General features: G+C 66.9%; 15 protein-coding genes and 1 pseudogene. 6 read left to right on the top strand and 10 right to left on the bottom strand.

Annotated features, from left to right (window positions below; all coding sequences use genetic code 11):
- Positions 1 to 45: 45 nt before the first annotated feature.
- Positions 46 to 1557 (top strand): sulfatase, encoded by a 1512-nt coding sequence (locus AB0H36_RS11875; RefSeq protein ID WP_360520294.1) that lies wholly within the window; start codon positions 46 to 48, stop codon positions 1555 to 1557.
- Between the two features lie 643 nt (positions 1558 to 2200).
- Here the strand turns inward: AB0H36_RS11875 and AB0H36_RS11870 are convergent.
- The 6 genes from AB0H36_RS11870 to AB0H36_RS11845 all read right to left on the bottom strand — a co-directional run bounded on the left by AB0H36_RS11870 (position 2201) and on the right by AB0H36_RS11845 (position 5711).
- Positions 2201 to 2587: a J domain-containing protein gene (locus tag AB0H36_RS11870; protein WP_360520292.1), complete on the bottom strand. Its 387-nt coding sequence runs from the start codon at positions 2585 to 2587 to the stop codon at positions 2201 to 2203.
- 38 nt (positions 2588 to 2625) lie between these two features.
- Positions 2626 to 3108: an Hsp20/alpha crystallin family protein gene (locus tag AB0H36_RS11865; RefSeq protein ID WP_360520290.1), complete on the bottom strand. Its 483-nt coding sequence runs from the start codon at positions 3106 to 3108 to the stop codon at positions 2626 to 2628.
- Between the two features lie 245 nt (positions 3109 to 3353).
- Positions 3354 to 3641: a hypothetical protein gene (locus AB0H36_RS11860; RefSeq protein ID WP_360520289.1), complete on the bottom strand. Its 288-nt coding sequence runs from the start codon at positions 3639 to 3641 to the stop codon at positions 3354 to 3356.
- A gap of 55 nt (positions 3642 to 3696) precedes the next feature.
- Positions 3697 to 4134, bottom strand: coding sequence for an Hsp20/alpha crystallin family protein (locus tag AB0H36_RS11855; RefSeq protein ID WP_360520287.1), 438 nt, complete (start codon positions 4132 to 4134; stop codon positions 3697 to 3699).
- A 141-nt stretch (positions 4135 to 4275) separates the two neighbouring features.
- The gene (locus AB0H36_RS11850) at positions 4276 to 4494 is read right to left on the bottom strand and encodes a hypothetical protein (protein ID WP_360520285.1); all 219 of its coding nucleotides are present in this window, start codon (positions 4492 to 4494) and stop codon (positions 4276 to 4278) included.
- Between the two features lie 917 nt (positions 4495 to 5411).
- On the bottom strand, positions 5412 to 5711 hold the full coding sequence (locus AB0H36_RS11845; protein WP_360520633.1) for a hypothetical protein: 300 nt from the start codon (positions 5709 to 5711) through the stop codon (positions 5412 to 5414).
- On the opposite strand from AB0H36_RS11845, the pseudogene AB0H36_RS11840 reads away from it, so the two are divergent.
- Positions 5592 to 6113: pseudogene (locus AB0H36_RS11840) on the top strand (1-aminocyclopropane-1-carboxylate deaminase/D-cysteine desulfhydrase); the annotation flags it as partial. The gene AB0H36_RS11845 and the pseudogene AB0H36_RS11840 overlap by 120 nt on opposite strands.
- 59 nt (positions 6114 to 6172) lie before the next feature.
- Here the strand turns inward: AB0H36_RS11840 and AB0H36_RS11835 are convergent.
- Positions 6173 to 6823 carry a hypothetical protein gene (locus AB0H36_RS11835; protein WP_360520630.1) on the bottom strand — a complete coding sequence of 217 codons (651 nt, stop codon included), beginning with the start codon at positions 6821 to 6823 and terminating at the stop codon, positions 6173 to 6175.
- Positions 6824 to 7267: 444 nt separating this feature from the next.
- On the opposite strand from AB0H36_RS11835, the gene AB0H36_RS11830 reads away from it, so the two are divergent.
- Positions 7268 to 7531 (top strand): DUF6624 domain-containing protein, encoded by a 264-nt coding sequence (locus AB0H36_RS11830; protein WP_360520283.1) that lies wholly within the window; start codon positions 7268 to 7270, stop codon positions 7529 to 7531.
- A 570-nt stretch (positions 7532 to 8101) separates the two neighbouring features.
- Here AB0H36_RS11830 and AB0H36_RS11825 read toward each other — a convergent pair.
- Positions 8102 to 8206 carry an FAD-dependent monooxygenase gene (locus AB0H36_RS11825; protein ID WP_360520613.1) on the bottom strand — a complete coding sequence of 35 codons (105 nt, stop codon included), beginning with the start codon at positions 8204 to 8206 and terminating at the stop codon, positions 8102 to 8104.
- A 421-nt stretch (positions 8207 to 8627) separates the two neighbouring features.
- Here AB0H36_RS11825 and AB0H36_RS11820 point away from each other — a divergent pair, with 421 nt between their 5' ends.
- A complete protein-coding gene (locus tag AB0H36_RS11820) occupies positions 8628 to 8969 on the top strand; it encodes a hypothetical protein (protein WP_360520281.1) in 342 nt (113 codons plus the stop codon).
- On the opposite strand, the gene AB0H36_RS11815 is transcribed toward AB0H36_RS11820, so the two are convergent.
- Positions 8966 to 10408 carry a S8 family serine peptidase gene (locus tag AB0H36_RS11815; RefSeq protein WP_360520279.1) on the bottom strand — a complete coding sequence of 481 codons (1443 nt, stop codon included), beginning with the start codon at positions 10406 to 10408 and terminating at the stop codon, positions 8966 to 8968. The genes AB0H36_RS11820 and AB0H36_RS11815 overlap by 4 nt on opposite strands.
- Positions 10409 to 10437: 29 nt before the next feature.
- Positions 10438 to 12045: an amidohydrolase family protein gene (locus AB0H36_RS11810; RefSeq protein WP_360520277.1), complete on the bottom strand. Its 1608-nt coding sequence runs from the start codon at positions 12043 to 12045 to the stop codon at positions 10438 to 10440.
- A gap of 101 nt (positions 12046 to 12146) precedes the next feature.
- Here AB0H36_RS11810 and AB0H36_RS11805 point away from each other — a divergent pair, with 101 nt between their 5' ends.
- Both AB0H36_RS11805 and AB0H36_RS11800 read left to right on the top strand, forming a co-directional pair.
- Entirely contained in the window at positions 12147 to 13499 is a 1353-nt protein-coding gene (locus tag AB0H36_RS11805; protein ID WP_360520275.1) for a hypothetical protein, read from the top strand.
- A complete protein-coding gene (locus tag AB0H36_RS11800; protein WP_360520273.1) occupies positions 13496 to 14875 on the top strand; it encodes a hypothetical protein in 1380 nt (459 codons plus the stop codon). The genes AB0H36_RS11805 and AB0H36_RS11800 overlap by 4 nt, the downstream gene beginning before the upstream one ends.
- Positions 14876 to 14878 lie beyond the last annotated feature (3 nt).

The following is a 14878-nucleotide window of genomic DNA, read 5'->3' as shown; positions in this document are numbered from 1 at the left end:
AGCATGCGAGTTCCTCGCAGGACAATACGCCGCTCCGGAGCCGTGATGGCTCTGACAGCGGCCGTCGCCGGCGCAGCCGCCCTTGGCCCGGCCCGCCCACCCGGCGCCACCGCGGCCACCGAACGCCCCAACATCGTCATGATCCTCGCCGACGACCTCGACGCGCGGACAACGCCGTACTGGGACGCAATGCCGAAGACGGAGTCACTGCTGGCCAAGCGCGGTATGACGTTCGCCAACACGTTCGCGCCGATGCCGATCTGCTGCGCGGCACGCGGCTCGATCCTGACCGGCAAGTACGGGCACAACACCCACGTTCTCACCAACTCCGGCGACGAAGGCGGCTACGCGTCATTCGTTGCACACGGCAACGAAGACAAGACGTTCGTCAAGCAGCTCCACGACTCCGGCTACCGCACCGGCATGGCCGGCAAGTACCTCAACGGCCTCGAGGACGACCCCACCCACATACCACCCGGCTGGGACGACTGGAACGCCGGCGTCACCAAGTCCCTGTACACGGGCTACGACTACACGCTCAACGAGAACGGCAAGATGGTCGAGTACGGGTCCGACCCCGACGACTACCAGGTCGATGTCGTCGCGGACAAGTCGGTCGATTTCATCACCGACGCATCCAGCAGCGGACAACCGTTCTTCTGGTACGCCGCCGCGACCGCGCCGCACCTGCCCATGGCGGCACCACCGCGTTACGCCGACAACCAGTTCACCGACGACGAGGCGCCGCACCTGCCGAACTTCCAGGAGGACGACGTCAGCGACAAACCGACCTGGCTCCGAACCAGTGCCGCCCAACGTTCGCTCACCGTCGCCGCGACCAACGACAAGGACCACCAGAACCGGATGGGATCACTCCTCGCCCTCGACGACATGGTCGCCGACATCCTCGCCACCCTCGAACGAACGGGCGAGCTGGACAACACCTACATCGTGTTCACCTCCGACAACGGCTACAACCTCGGCGCCCACCGCCTCGTCCAGAAGATGGCCCCGTACGAGGAGTCCATGGACGTACCCATGGTCATCACGGGCCCCGGCGTACCCCACGGCACCAGCGACGACCTCGCCCTGTCCACCGACTTCGCACCCACCTTCCTGGAACTCGCCGGCCTGCCGATTCCCTCCGACGTCGACGGCCGCTCACTCGCTCCGCAGTTGCGCGGTGAGAAGGTCACCGATTGGCGCACCGATTTCCTCGCCGAGTACGGCGGCCCAGGCCCCCGAGGCAACGACGGGGTCTATCAGGAGTACGTTCCCGATCCTGCGTCCGACGTCTTCTCCGAGGTCTTCCTGGTCGACCTGCCATCCTGGAGCGCGGTCCGCGACGAACGCTACCTCTACGTCCGCTGGTACGACATCGAACGCGACGCAGCCGATCGCGAGTACGAACTGTACGACCTCACCAAAGACCCCTACCAGCTCGACAACCTGCTGGCGACCGAAGCCGGCCGCACCAAGTACGCCGAGCAAGTCTCCCGCCTCGACGCACGGCTCCAACAACTCAAGGCATGCAGCGGAGCGAGCTGCCGCAGCTGAGCCAGCTTGCCGTATGGAGGACGTGTCGCGGTCCGGTGCAAACCGCCGGGCCGCGACACGGCAGATCCAGCCTCGTCCTCCGGGCTGCCGGTTGGTTCCCGCGAGCACGCGGACCAGGCCTGCCTCGCCGGTGAGCACCTGCATACGCGCTGGGTCCGTGGCCCGGGTCCGGGACTGTCAGGCTGCGGCACGGTCGGTGAGGAGGGACCAGCGGGGGTCGTCGTCCTTCCAGTGGTGGAGGAGGGCGTTCGGTCGGTGTCACCGTGGTGGCGACCAGCAGCACCCGGGGCTCGTTGTCCTCGTGCCCGAGGTACCCGGGCTGCGGCTTGCGGGCACGCCTCCGGGCCGCCCTGACCACTTGCCGAGTCTGTCGGCCACCGGGCTTCCGGGTCAGGTGATGGACGGCCTCGCGCCGTATCAGGCCTGTGTCAGGGGGTCGGCAGGTTGTGTTGGGCGGGAGCGGTAGGAGTTGTGTCCGGCGGTGGAGCGGTCGCGGTGGTGATGATGTAGTCGACGCCGTGTCCGTTGGCGACGGTCGCGCCTTGGCTGACCTGGCGTTTCTTTCCGCCGCCGATGGCGAACGGTTCGGCGCGGAGTCGCCAGCGGGTCTTTCAGGTGGCGACCGCGGTAGGTTTCGCTGTCGTCAGCGGATGTCATCGGAGGCTCTTGTGGCTTGGCTCGGTGCGACCCCTCGGCCGGTCGTCTGCCTGGCCGGTTCCCAATGGACTGGCCCGACCCGGATGGCGGGTTCGAACCGGCTCTGCGCGGGCTGGGTCGTGGCTGGCTGGTGAGTCCGCGCTGTGGCTGCCAGTGGTGGTGTCTGGGTGCGGTCGTAGGCGGCGCGGCGGATCGGGTCGCGCAGGGTGGCGTAAGCGTTGAGGAGGTGGTGGAGGCGGTCGTCGGCGTCCGGGTCGGGTTCTGATGGTGTGCGGGTGTCGGGGTGGAGTTGGCGGACGAGGCTGCGGAAGGCGTGATCGAGGTCGTCCTCGGTCGCTGTGGGAGCAACGCCGAGGATCTCGTACGGGTCCATGGCGGATGCCGTTGTTGGTGCAACGTTGGGTGGGGCGTTCATGGCTGCACCCCCACCCGGAGGTCGTCGGGGTCGACGATGTGGATGCGCGTCGCGGGGCCGGGCCGGGCCTTTGCGGCGCGGATCGTGAGGACGCCGTTGGCCATGGTGGCGGTGATCCGGTCGCCCAGCACGGTGCAGGGAAGGCCGATGGTGTGGTGCAGCGGCCCGGTGTGGCGCAGGTGCTGGCGGATCACGCCGTTGTGTTCACGGTCGGGGATGTGGCCGCGAACGGACAGGGACCGATCAGTGTGCTCCACGACGATGTCGCTGGCGGTGGCACCGGGCAGGTCGATCTCGATCACGCACTCGTCGTTGGTTTCCTCGAGGTCGACCGCCGGTGTCCACGCCGTCAGCGTCTGGCAGGCGGCGAGTTCGTGCATGAACTGGTTCATCCGGCGGTGAATGTCCTCGAGGTGCGCGAACGGTTCGGCCGGCAGCCACTGCACGGCCGCGGGGCGCTGGACGACTCGGCTGCTCACTGCGCTCACCACCTCTCTGCGAAGCCTCGATCTCGGGGCCTGTCGTGCACTCAACAGCTGCCGGGACCCGGCGGTGATGCGGCGGCCCGCCTGGTTTTCGTCCTAGCCAGGACAGGGGCGGCTCCAGGGTTGGCTCGCCGCCGTCGGGGTGTGACTTGGCGGGCGGCCGCATCACCGGGTCAAGGGGTCGGATCGATGTGGGACCGGCTCACCTCCTTCCTGCACGGTGGTTTCTGGCAGGTGCGTCAGTGATTGCTGTGGTATGGCGGAGGGCCGCGCTGGCGAGCGTCGGGCCGGGCCGACGGCACGCGACCACGCCAGAGGCCGCCACGGCGCGGCCACCGGCGTGGCGGCCGCTCGGCCCAGTCGCCGACAGACGGACTGCGCCGCCGGGTGGGCGGTCCGCACGGGGCTTCCCAGCACGCGGCGATGAGGGCATCGAACTCGGCGCGCACCAGCTCGTCGTCGCCGAGCACGAGGTCGACGAAGACCTCGGCATCGTCGAGTGTGTGCTGGGTACCACTCGCCCTCATCGATCTCACCTCATCGACAAGTGCCCGCCGATCCACGGCGGCGTCAGGTTGCTGGTCAGGCGTCGATCTGCTTGTGGCCGCTGTCGGCGATCGCGATCTTGCGCGGCTTGGCCTGCTCGGCGATCGGGATCTTCAGCGTCAGCACGCCGTCCTCGTAGCCGGCCTCGATGTGGTCGGCGTCCAAGGTTTCACCGAGGAACAACTGCCGGGAGAACACCCCGAGCGGACGCTCGGCGACCTGCATCTCCACGCCCTCACCCAGCTCGAGCGGCCGGCGCTCGGCCCTCACCGTCAGCACGTTGCGCTCCACATCCAGATCGATCGCGTCCGGCGAGACCCCGGGAAGATCGAACGAAATGACGTACTGGTCACCCTGCCGGTAGGCGTCCATCGGCATCGGAGTCGGCCGTGACCACGTCCCCGGCGCCTGGCCGCCGTACACCTGCTGGGCCAGCCGGTCGAACTCACGGAACGGGTCGGTGCGCATCAACATCGTCCTGCACCTCCTGAGTGATCGATTCACGGTGGTGTCAACACGCACTTCCCTTATAACATGTCAACGGAATGATGACAAGTAGGCATGTCGTCCAATCGCTGACGCATACTGAGTTCGAGGAGGTGACCGACGACTCGCTCACGCCGGCGACGAGGCCGTGGCCAGCGCGCTGTCACGCAATGGGCCCGCGGGAACGCCGCCGGGCTGCGCCGGCTCGCCGGCCAAATCACCGGCCTGCCAGGCCTCGACACCGCCGCCCAAGACGCCGCGAACCGGATCCACCAGGCACTCGGCAACAACGACACCGCCACCCTGCTCGACCCGCTCGCCAATGCCGAGGCGCACCTGCCGGAACACCACCCGGACCTGGCCGCAAAGATCGCGACAATCGGGCCAAACAACCGACCAACTACGCCAAGAACCCACCACCAGCACTGAGCGAGGGTCGGCGAGCTCGCAGACGCCTCCGGGAGGCCTCTGGCCGCCGTGTCGTGGGAGACGAAGGTGGTAAGCGGCGAGGTCCGCAGTGCCCCCAAGACCGGGTGATCGCCCAATTGATCAAGCGCAGCATCGCGCGGGTCAGCTCAGCGCTCCGGCTGGCGTTCTCTCCCTGAGCGACCTGGCTGAGCGCGAGGCCGTGGGCACGCACGGAGTCGCCAGATCCTTTTGACGGCGGCCGTACCAGCCTCGACGGGAGATAGCCTTCTCGTCGTACCCGGTGGCGGGCGTGAGCTTGCCTGCGTCGATGTCGCGGTCGCCGCCGAACTCGAGCGCGTGCCGCACGCGCTCGTGCCCTTCCTGTCCAGCTCGAGGACGAGTCGGGCGTCGCTTGCCAGTGCCAGTCGTCGTACTGAATCTTGCGAGCCGCCCGCGCCTCGTCCAGAGCGCTCTGCGTGATCGCGTTCGACGCGGTGGCCGCCTCGTTGGCCTGGCGTACCCGAACCAGCTGATATCGACGAGGCCGATGTACGCGGGATCCCGAGTTCGCGCGCCGGATCCAGGCCCGAAAGCTGGTAGTCGACCGAGTGCGATCGTCGTCTCTTCACAGCACAGGTCAGCGCCAAGAACCGTCGATCAGATCCTGCCGGCCGTACCGGCTGAGAACGCTGATCAGGCGCACCTGCGCGCGGGAGAGGGCCGCGCGCAGCGTCGCGTTGGCGCCTTGAACCGTTGGTCGAATCTGGCCGCGGTGTAGGTGTCTCCGCAGTGCTCACACGTGCTGGCGCGCGCTTAAATCGGGCCCAAACGGGGGTGGAAGATCGTCCATGAATGACTCAACGTCCGGCCCGCGAAGGTGCCGAAATGCCCGTTGCAGATCGCCGCATGTTGGTGGAGGGGTCGTATTCGAGTTGGGGTGAGTTCGGGTCAGCGTGCGCGGTCGGCGAGGTAGCCGTTCCAGTCGCGGGCGGCGTGCGTTTGAGGAAGGTGGACTCGCGGTAGCGTGCCATGCTGGCGTGGTGGAGGAAGGCGTGCTCGGGGAGCTTCGGTTGCCGTCGCCGGTGGTTGAGATTGAGGATCACCGGCTGCGTGTTGCCGGGGTGCGGGTTGTGCTGAAGCGGGATGATCTGATTCATCCGGAAGTGCCGGGCAACAAATGGCGGAAGTTGAAGTACAACCTCGCGACGGCTCGGGAGCTCGGGTTCGGGACTCTGCTGACGTTTGGTGGGGCGTATTCGAATCACATCAGGGCGACTGCTGCGGTGGGGGCGTACTGCGGGTTCGAGACGATCGGGGTGATCCGGGGTGAGGAACACCTGCCGTTGAACTCGTCGTTGCAGTATGCGGTGTCGCGGGGGATGCGGCTGACGTACTTGGAACGGACGACGTACCGGGCGAAGACCTCGGATGCTGTGATCGGTGCGTTGCATCGAGAGTTCGGCGACTTCTACCTGATCCCGGAGGGTGGGAGTAACGCTGACGCCGTCCGCGGATGTGCAGAGTTGCCGGCGAAGCTGGACGCCTCCGTGGATGTCCTGTTCTGTGCGGTCGGGACCGGTGGAACGCTCGCCGGTGTGGCCGCGGGTGCGCGGGCGGATCAGTTGGTGGTTGGGGTTCCGGTGCTGAAGGGCGGTGCGTTCCTGGAGGACGACATCGTTTTCCAGGTTCCGGTGGCGATGGCTCCGCTGACCGACAGGTCGAGCGTGAGGCGCGATTCGCCGTCGGCGGGGTCGTTGGTGCCGCGGAGCCGGCTGCCGGCGTGGTGGAGGCGGATGGTGTGTTCGCCGTGCAGGTTGGCGGCGCGGCCGGAGGAGAAGTAGCTGTACCGGGAGAGCCAGAGGCCACTGAGATTGCCGCTCGTGGCCCATGCCGTGTCGAGGTTTGAGTGGTCGGCGAGGTCGATGACGAGGTCGGCGACGCGCACTGGTAGAGCTGTGCCAGCCGGGCGAGGACGTCGAGAGACGGCGCGTAGCCGGTTGGTGCGGGCCATTGCTCCCAGTAGGAGAAAGTTCTTGAAGGTCTTGGGGTCGTCTGGCCAGTGATGATTCCATTGGTCGGCTGCGTCGCGCTGGCTCCAGTCGTGGGCGAGGCGGAACGCGACCCGTGGGTTCACGCCGTACCGGTCGGCGAAGGCGTCCGCTATCTCGACCCAGGTTGATCCCTGGGCGCGCAGTTCGGTTGCCCAGTCTCGGCGCTCCTGGCGCAGACTGCTCGCCCTGGCAGGACGGGAGCCAGTGTCGATAGTCACGTGCGCATGTTGACACAACCTCCCCGTTGTGCGGGGAGGTTTGGGGTCAATGGTCACTGCCTGCCTCGGTGGTTCCTACGCGCTGCCGGGCGGCAGATTTGGAGCACGGTCAGGGCGGTGGGTGAGCGCCTACCGCGCACCGGCGGTGTTCGGTCTCATGCCCCGTCGCCCTGGCCGATCCAGGTGATGGTTGTGATCGGAGGACGGGAAGTGGATGTGACCAGGCAGAGCACGGGCGAGTGGCCGGCGCTCCGCTCAGCGCAGGAGATCGAGTGCGACGGCCGGAACCCTCGCAGCTAGGAACCATGTCTGCTCGGCTACCACCAAGGTCCGCATCGGGACGTCGACGGGGATGAGTGGCTCGACGACTGACTCTGCATCGCGCCGGGCCCTGACGGCAGGAAGCGTTGCGAAGTGTTGATTCGTCGGTTGATGGGAGCGGCAGTGGCTGCAGGGGAGGCGTCCGCGCGGTTGTTCGGCTACCTGGAGGACCGGGTACGGGTCAACACTGGCCTGCCGCAGTTGTACGGGACGCAGTTCGTTGACCACGGCAATGGCCTCGAACCGCAACCGATCGAGGATCCAAGCGGTCTCGCTGCGAGACGGGCGGCAGCCGGCATGGAGCCGTTCGAGGAGTACGAGGCGACGATGCATCAGGTTTGGCAGCAGGACAGTGATCCAGGGTCGGCTGATCCGTCGGAGGCATGAAACGAGCCACGGCCCGGACGGATTGAGGCCTGCGGGGCATACGAATGGCATTCATGTGCATTCCGGACAGTGACCACGAGGCTCCGCCTAGGTCCTGCTAGGTTCGTTTGTGGTGATGGCTAGGCCCGCGGTGAGCCGCTGCGAATGGGCAAGGTCGGCGAGCAGGAAACCGATGGGATCGGCATCGCCCGGCTCGTGACGGGTTGTCGTGGTCTCTGGAGGTACGACGGCGAGGAATGTGTAGCCGGTGCTGGCGGCGTCGATCCATTCCTGGCTGGCACCGAGTCCGCCGGGGATCTGGAGGGTAGGTCCTGGGGTGGTGAGTGTTGTGACGCGACGATCCGTGTGATGGAGGTGCAGCCGGCCGGAAGAGGGCCAGCGACGTTCCTGCCAGTCGTGTGGATCAATCTGGCCGACGCAGCGGGCCATCGCCAACTGAGTGCGGATCGCGCTGTAGGAGTCGGCTGGTGCGGCCTCGACGACTGGTGTTCTCCAGTACGTCGGCGGCCACCGGATGCCGTTTCTGTGTGGCAGCTGTCCAGCAGATCTGCGGGCGCCCAGCCGTTGATCTCAGCGGCCAGTTTCGAGCCCGAGGTTGAACGCGTCTTGGACGCCGAGGTTGAGGCCCTGCCCTCCGACCGGCGGATGGATGTGCGCCGCGTCGCCGGCGAGCAGTACCCGGCCGGTCCGGTAGCGCTCGGCCAGCCGGGTGGCGTCGCCGAAACGCGAGAGCTAGCGCGCTGAATGCACGCCGAAGTCCGTCCCGGCGACGGCCAGCAGCTGCTGCTTGATCTCTTCGAGAGTCGGCGGCACCGCCAGGTCGTCAGCCACGCTGCGGCAGGTACGCCGACGCGGTACACCCCATCGCCGAGGGGAATGGCACCGGACCGCAGCTGGGTTTGCGTACGTCGGCCACGGCGGCGGCGATCCTCTCCGGCGGAGCATCCGCCTTCATCTCGCCGAGCAGCGGTGTCGACCTTGCTCAGCTCACCGGGGGAAGCCGACACCGAGCAGCTTGCGTACCGTACTGCGGCCGGAACAGGGCTGCTCAAGGCCGAGCGGGTATTGTCGATGGGAGGGAGACCGGAGGCAGTCGATGAGCGACCAGGCGGATCAGAAGGTCAGTCCACGCCTGCGGGCGAAGCTCGATGACGCCGGTTCGAAGCAGGACGTCGAGGTCGTGGTCGAGCTAGCGCCACCCGAGCTTCCCGCCGAGGGCAGCCGGGGTGAGAAGATCGCTGTCGCCAAGCAGCGGTTCGAGCGTGAAGTCGCCTCGATGAGCGAACGGATCGCCTCATCCGGTGGCGAGATCATCGACACCGCGTGGATCAACTCGACCATTCGCACCAGGCTCCGGGCCGAACAGGTCGACGACCTGGCCGCCGACGATCACGTCGTAGCTCTGGACCTCGCGGCGAAGCTGGAAGCCGAGGACTAAGCGAACTGGGCCAACCCCTTGCCCTTCGCCGATACCGTGCCGCGGGAGATCCGCTTGGCTTCGCTGACGAGCTTGTCGCGCAGCTGGCCTGGATCGAGTGCCGGGTCCTTCTCCAGCCAGAGAGCCAGCATGCCGGATACGTGCGGAGCCGCGTAGCTGGTCCCGGCGCCTGCGTCTCCGAAGCCGCCGGCCACGAGGCATGCCGCGATGTTGCCCCCGGCGCCGCCGCCGGGAGCGACGACATCCGGTCCGGGCCGCGGTCCCGCCGGTCCACGGCTGCTGTAGTCCTCGACGGCCTTGCCATCGAGATCCGTCGCGCCGACAACGATGATCCCGTCGGCCTCGGCAGGACGGGTCATCGTCGCTCGTCCCGGACCTCGGTTGCCCGCGCTCTTGACCACAACCATTCCCAGCGCCCACGCAGCTTCCGCAGCGACGGCTTCCGGGCTCTTGGTGTTGGTGACCGATCCGGCACCCCACGAGCAGTTCGCGATCGCTGCCCCATCCTCCAGCGCCTGCTGGATCGCGAGGCCGCCGCTGAAGCTGTCACCGTTGAGCAGGTGGCTCGTCGCGAGCACCTTGTAGTTGTAGATGGTCGCACCGGGCGCGATGCCCCCGTTGTCGATATCGTCCGCCGCGATGATCCCCGCGACCGCCGTACCGTGGCTGCTTGGGTTGCCCCATGGCTCGGCGGTGAAGTTCCGGCGTTGGACAACCCGGCCACGGAGTGCGGGGTGCATCAGCGCCACCTCTGTGTCGATGACCGCGACAGTGATGCCCTTACCGGTGAGGTGCTCGGCCGTGAAGAACGCCGGGTAGCCGATCGCGTTGTGGTTGCGGGTATCGGCGTCGGCTTCGAGTCGGCGGGGAACGTCGACCGAAGTGACGCTGCGATCGGCGCAGACGTCCGCCAGGACCTCGGGGCCTGCCCAAGTGCGCAAGGTGTGGTTCAGCCAGCAGATCTGGGTGACCAGGGTCGGGATCTGCGGGACTCCAACCACCTCAGGCGCTGGTCCCAGCGACGTACCGGAGAGTCTTTCGATCTCGTTGTAGACCTCGCCGACCACTTGGTACGCCGACGTGCGGGCGGTGTGGACCAGTGCGCTGCGGAGCATCGTCGTGTTCGGATAGGCGACCGAACTGTCCGCGTGGGTCTCCGTGCCGATGGCCGACCAGTTCGACAGCTCCCGGGGAATCGGGAGCCGCGGCGGCGTGGTCGGCGCGGCGAACTCGACCACTGTGGGAATGGCGGGCAGGCCGGCTGGCGCCGGGCGAGCAATGGCCTCCAAGCCGAAGCCCGGCGCGACTGATGGTCGACTCAGACTGATCGTCAGGCAAAACTCGTCGGTGGACTTCGATTCGAGATCGCTGCCATACAGCGAGCGGACCGTCGCGCGTGCGTCGGCGATGGCCGCGCGCCGCTCTGGTGCGGTTGCCATGTTCCCCCCAAGAAAGTGTTGAGCAGGTGTCAAGAGAGCCAGTCGGGAATCCGATCTGGTGCGAGCAATTGGTATCGCTGCCGCAGCCGCATCGCGTTGCGGTTGCCGGGGTCCTCGAAGCCGAGGAAACGCAGGGCATTCCGGCCGAGGAATCGCTGTGTGGCGGCGACGCCGAATGTCTTGCGGTACTGCGTGCGATAGCTGTCGAGGAACTGGTCGTGAGCCGGCAGCAGGGCCTGCATGAACCAGTCGGAGCCGAACATCAAGCGGTCGGTCATCGGTGCGGTCTTCGCGGTCGCGGCCATCATTTCGCCGAGCATCGTGAAGTAGGCGCGCGCGATGCCGGCGTCATCGATGCGGTGGTTGCCGACATCGGCGTACACGTGCTCGTTCGCCACTGCGAGCTTCGCCAGCCGCCAAGGCCAGCCCGAGGCGGGCTCGTTCGCACGGGCTCCGCCGAAGTGGCCGAGATTGACTCGCAGGTTGGGAAACTCCCGCAGGGCCTGGGTCCAGCCGACCGGCCCGGCGAAGTCCTTGAAGCTGTCGTCGGCATAGTTCGATCGGTTCGCGTGGGCAGTGATGGGGACCTGCTCGGTCTGACACCAGTCGTAGAACTTCCGCAGTTCCCGGTCGACCAGCTCGGCCTCGGTGGGGGTCATGTCGATGGTCGCCTTGTTGCCTAGCGGCCTCCATCCCATCGGTGGATAGACCTTCACGCCGACGAACCCGTGCTCCAGGACTGCCGACTTGACCACGTCGAACGGCGTTTCGGCCAGACCCGAGAGCACCGCGTTGACCTGACGGCGCGGGTCGAAGCCGATGAAGGGATGCAACCTCGCGTTGTCGACACCAGGCAGCCGGCCGAGCATGCTCAAGCTGCTGATGCCCTCGAACAACTCGACCTGCTGGCGGAGCGTCGTCTTCGCCCGATCACCCAGCCCGGTGTCGAGATCGACGAGCAACGGGCAGAACAGGTTCACCTGCGCCGAGGAGTTGCGCACCAATCCGGCAGCGAGGTCGAGCCGAGACTGACCGAACAGCTTGGCCCATCTGACCGCGCGGCGGGCATCGGCGAGGCGATCGGTCCACCCCTCGGCGGACAGCGTAGCGACCTCGGTGCCGGTGCCGGTACGACGTACTTCAGTCTCCAGAGCGCTGCTCAATCGCCGGACGAAGATGGGGTCCTGGGCCAGCAGATCGTCGAAGGCAATGTCCGTTTGACTCTCGAGTTCCAGTCCCGCGCCGGATCCGAAGGTCTCTGGGCCAAGTACGTCGGCAACGGTCTCGTCGCCGGTCGCGAGCAGGCGCCGGATTCGCGCCATGTCTTCGGCGTATCCCGGCGCGGCGCCCTGCACGACGCGATCGATCAAGGTCGCCAGCAACGGTCCCAGAGCAGGCGTGTGCAAGTGCAATTGCTGCACGAAGCCCCGTACCGGAAGGTCATCCGCATTGAACACGTGACAATGCACGTCCACCACGAAGTCTGCCATCGCACCCGCCCCTAGTGTCGAAGAATGGCACCAGCGTGGGGTGGAGTCCAGGCCACGGCGTGAATCCATTCGGTGTACAAGTATTTGTTTCTCAACGACCTTGGGTTCGGTTGCGAGGGGTTGCTGAGAGGTGTGGTGGTGGGCCACGATGAAAATCGCGTGTCCGCCGGGATCCCTCGGCGGAGTCGCATTCTCAAGGGGGAGGATGCGTGGCCAGCCAGGATTGGGCGGCTGTTCAGGATCGCCTGATGGCCTCGTACGACGAGGTGCGCGACGAGCTGCTCGGGATCCCGGGCGTCGTCGAGGTCGGCGTCGGGCTGCGCCGCCGCGCCGGCCGGATCGAGGACGAGGCCGTGTACGTCGTCTCGGTGCGCAGCAAGCTTCCGCGGTCGGAGGTACCTTCCGGCCAGCTGATTCCCGAGTCCATCCGGGGCGTACCGACTGATGTCGTGGAGTTCACGGAGCCGATTCCGCTGCTGGGCTTTGGAGATGAGGACCACAAGCGCAACTACGGGACAAAGGTCGGGGGAGTCTCGATCAGCGCGGACGGCGGGAGGCCAGGGACGCTCGGTTGCTTCTGCAGGCGGAATGACGACAACAGCGTGGTCCTGCTCAGCTGCCACCACGTTCTGCTCGACGGAATCGCCGAAGTGGGATCAGGCGTTGGGCAGCCCCGGTACGACGCGAGTTGCTGTTGCACGTGCAACGAGATGGGCACCGTGCTCAAATCCGACAAGAACCTCGATTGCGCGATCGCTTCGGTCAAGTCGGACGTCAAGTTCTTCCCGAAGATCCGCCGGATCAAGAAGACCGACGGAACAGTGGAGGAAGAAGGCCTGATTCTCGGTGTGGCACCGCCGGTGATGGGGCGGGTCGTCTGGAAGGTTGGCAAGACGACGGGCCTGACCCGGGGCAAGGTCTCGGTGATCAATCCCGGATTGACTGACATCGAGATCGCAGTCGATCCAGCGTTCAGCACCTTCGCCCAACCCGGCGACTCGGGGTCCGTCGTGGTGGAGGAGGCGACCGGCATGGTCGTTGGGCTGTTGCGTGCGATCACGGCCGACGACGGGCTGACCGGCGTCATGAAGAAGATGACCGACGTCCTGGCGGTGCTCAACATTTCACTCATTCCGAGCGATCCGGCGGCGGTCTACACCGAGGCGTACGACGAGGACGGCGAGGAGCTCTTTCCGTTGCCGACGGCATCGCCCTTCGACAGCCTGGTGGCACGGCTGCGCGAGGACGAGGCCGGTCGTACCCTCCTGCGGGTCGCCGAGCGGCACGTGCAGGAGTGCCTGGAGTTGGTGAATCGGCGGCGCGAGTTCACGGTGGCGTGGCATCGCGGCCGCGGTCCGGCCTGGCTTGCCAGCCTGGGCAGAAGCTCCCGGGACCCGATCTACCGGATCCCCGACCAGATCGATGGAGTCGACCGTGCGGAGGCGCTGCGGCGGATCGAGCTCGCACTCGCTGCTGAAGCGAGTGACGACCTTCGGTCGGATCTGCGGGAGTTCGGACCGTCGTTGGCCGCTGCGTTCGGGGCCGGATCCAGCGTGGACGACATCCTCGACCGCCTTCGGATTCCGGCGAGTGCGCGATGACGAGCTACGAGGAGAAGAAGGCCGAGACCGAACGTCTGAAGGCGTTGCTGCCCGCCGTACGCGAGGAGTTGATGCGGATTCCGGGCGTCTCCCGCGTTGCCGTCGGTGCCCGGGAGCGGGCCGGCGAGATCGTCGAGGAGTTCGTGTTCCGCGTCCATGTGGACGAGAAGCTGCCCGAGTCCGAGCTGCCGCCCGACCAGATCGTGCCGCGCGAGATCGCCGGAGTGCCGACCGACGTGGTGGTGAAGCGGCTGCCGGTGAACGAGATCGGTTTCAACGACGAGAACGACCACACGGACTACTCGCCCGAGGTCGGCGGGTCCCGGATCGGCGCGGAAGTTGCCGGAGGCACCGGAACCCTTGGCTGCTTCTGCCGCCGTACGAACGACGACCGGGTCGTCCTGCTCAGCAACTGGCATGTCCTGATCGATCCCGGCGGTGACATCGGCGACGGCGTCGGCCAGCCGCGGTGGCGCGAGTCGTGCTGCTGCGCCTGCGGCAAGATCGGCGAGGTCCTCGACTACGACGAGGACCTGGACTGCGCGATCGCCGAACTCGACTCCGACATCGCCTACGCACCCAAGATCCGGCGGATCCTGCGTGCGGACGGCACCACCGAGCTCGAGGGCCGGATCGAGGGTTCGGCCGCGCCGGTCGTACTCGATGAGGTCTGGAAGGTCGGCGCTCGTACCGGGCTGACCCGGGGCATGATCACCGACATCGACCCGGGCCGGGTGGAGATCTCTCCGCTCGACCCCTTCCCACGGATGAGCAACAAGGGCGATTCGGGCTCGGTCTATGTCAGCCTCGCGACCGGCATGGTCTGCGTGCTGCACAACAAGGGCAACGGCCGAGAGGGCTTCGGCATCCCGTTCGACGAGGTGATGCTGGTGCTCCACATCGACGTGATCCCGACCGACCCGGACGCCGCCTACACCGTGCGGGACTGGATCGACTCCGACCGTCCGGTTCCGGTCAGTACGCCATACGCCGACGTGGCCGAGCGACTCAGGCAGACGCCGGGTGGGCGCGAATTGCTGAGGCTCGTGGCGCGGCATCGAGACGAGTGCCTTGACCTGGTCGAGAACCATCGCCGGTTCACCATCGCCTGGCATCGCAGCGGTGGACCGGCGTATTTGGCGGCTATCGTTCGCAGCGTGCGCGATCCGGATTTCCAGATCCCGCGGCGTTTGGCGGGCGTGGACCGAGCAGAGGCGGTACGACGCCTCACCTCAGCGCTGAGGGCGGTCGGCAGCCCGGAGCTAGTGGCCGATTTGGACCTCTTCGCGGCGTCTCTCGGGCAAGTGCTGACAGACGCCGACACGGCTGAGCAGCTTCTGGAGAAGTGGGAGGAAGCCCGGCAGCTGGTCGGGTGACAC

It is taken from the genome of Kribbella sp. NPDC050820, assembly GCF_040653975.1.
Lineage (GTDB): Bacteria > Actinomycetota > Actinomycetes > Propionibacteriales > Kribbellaceae > Kribbella.
This window is presented reverse-complemented; position numbering and strand designations above follow the sequence as displayed.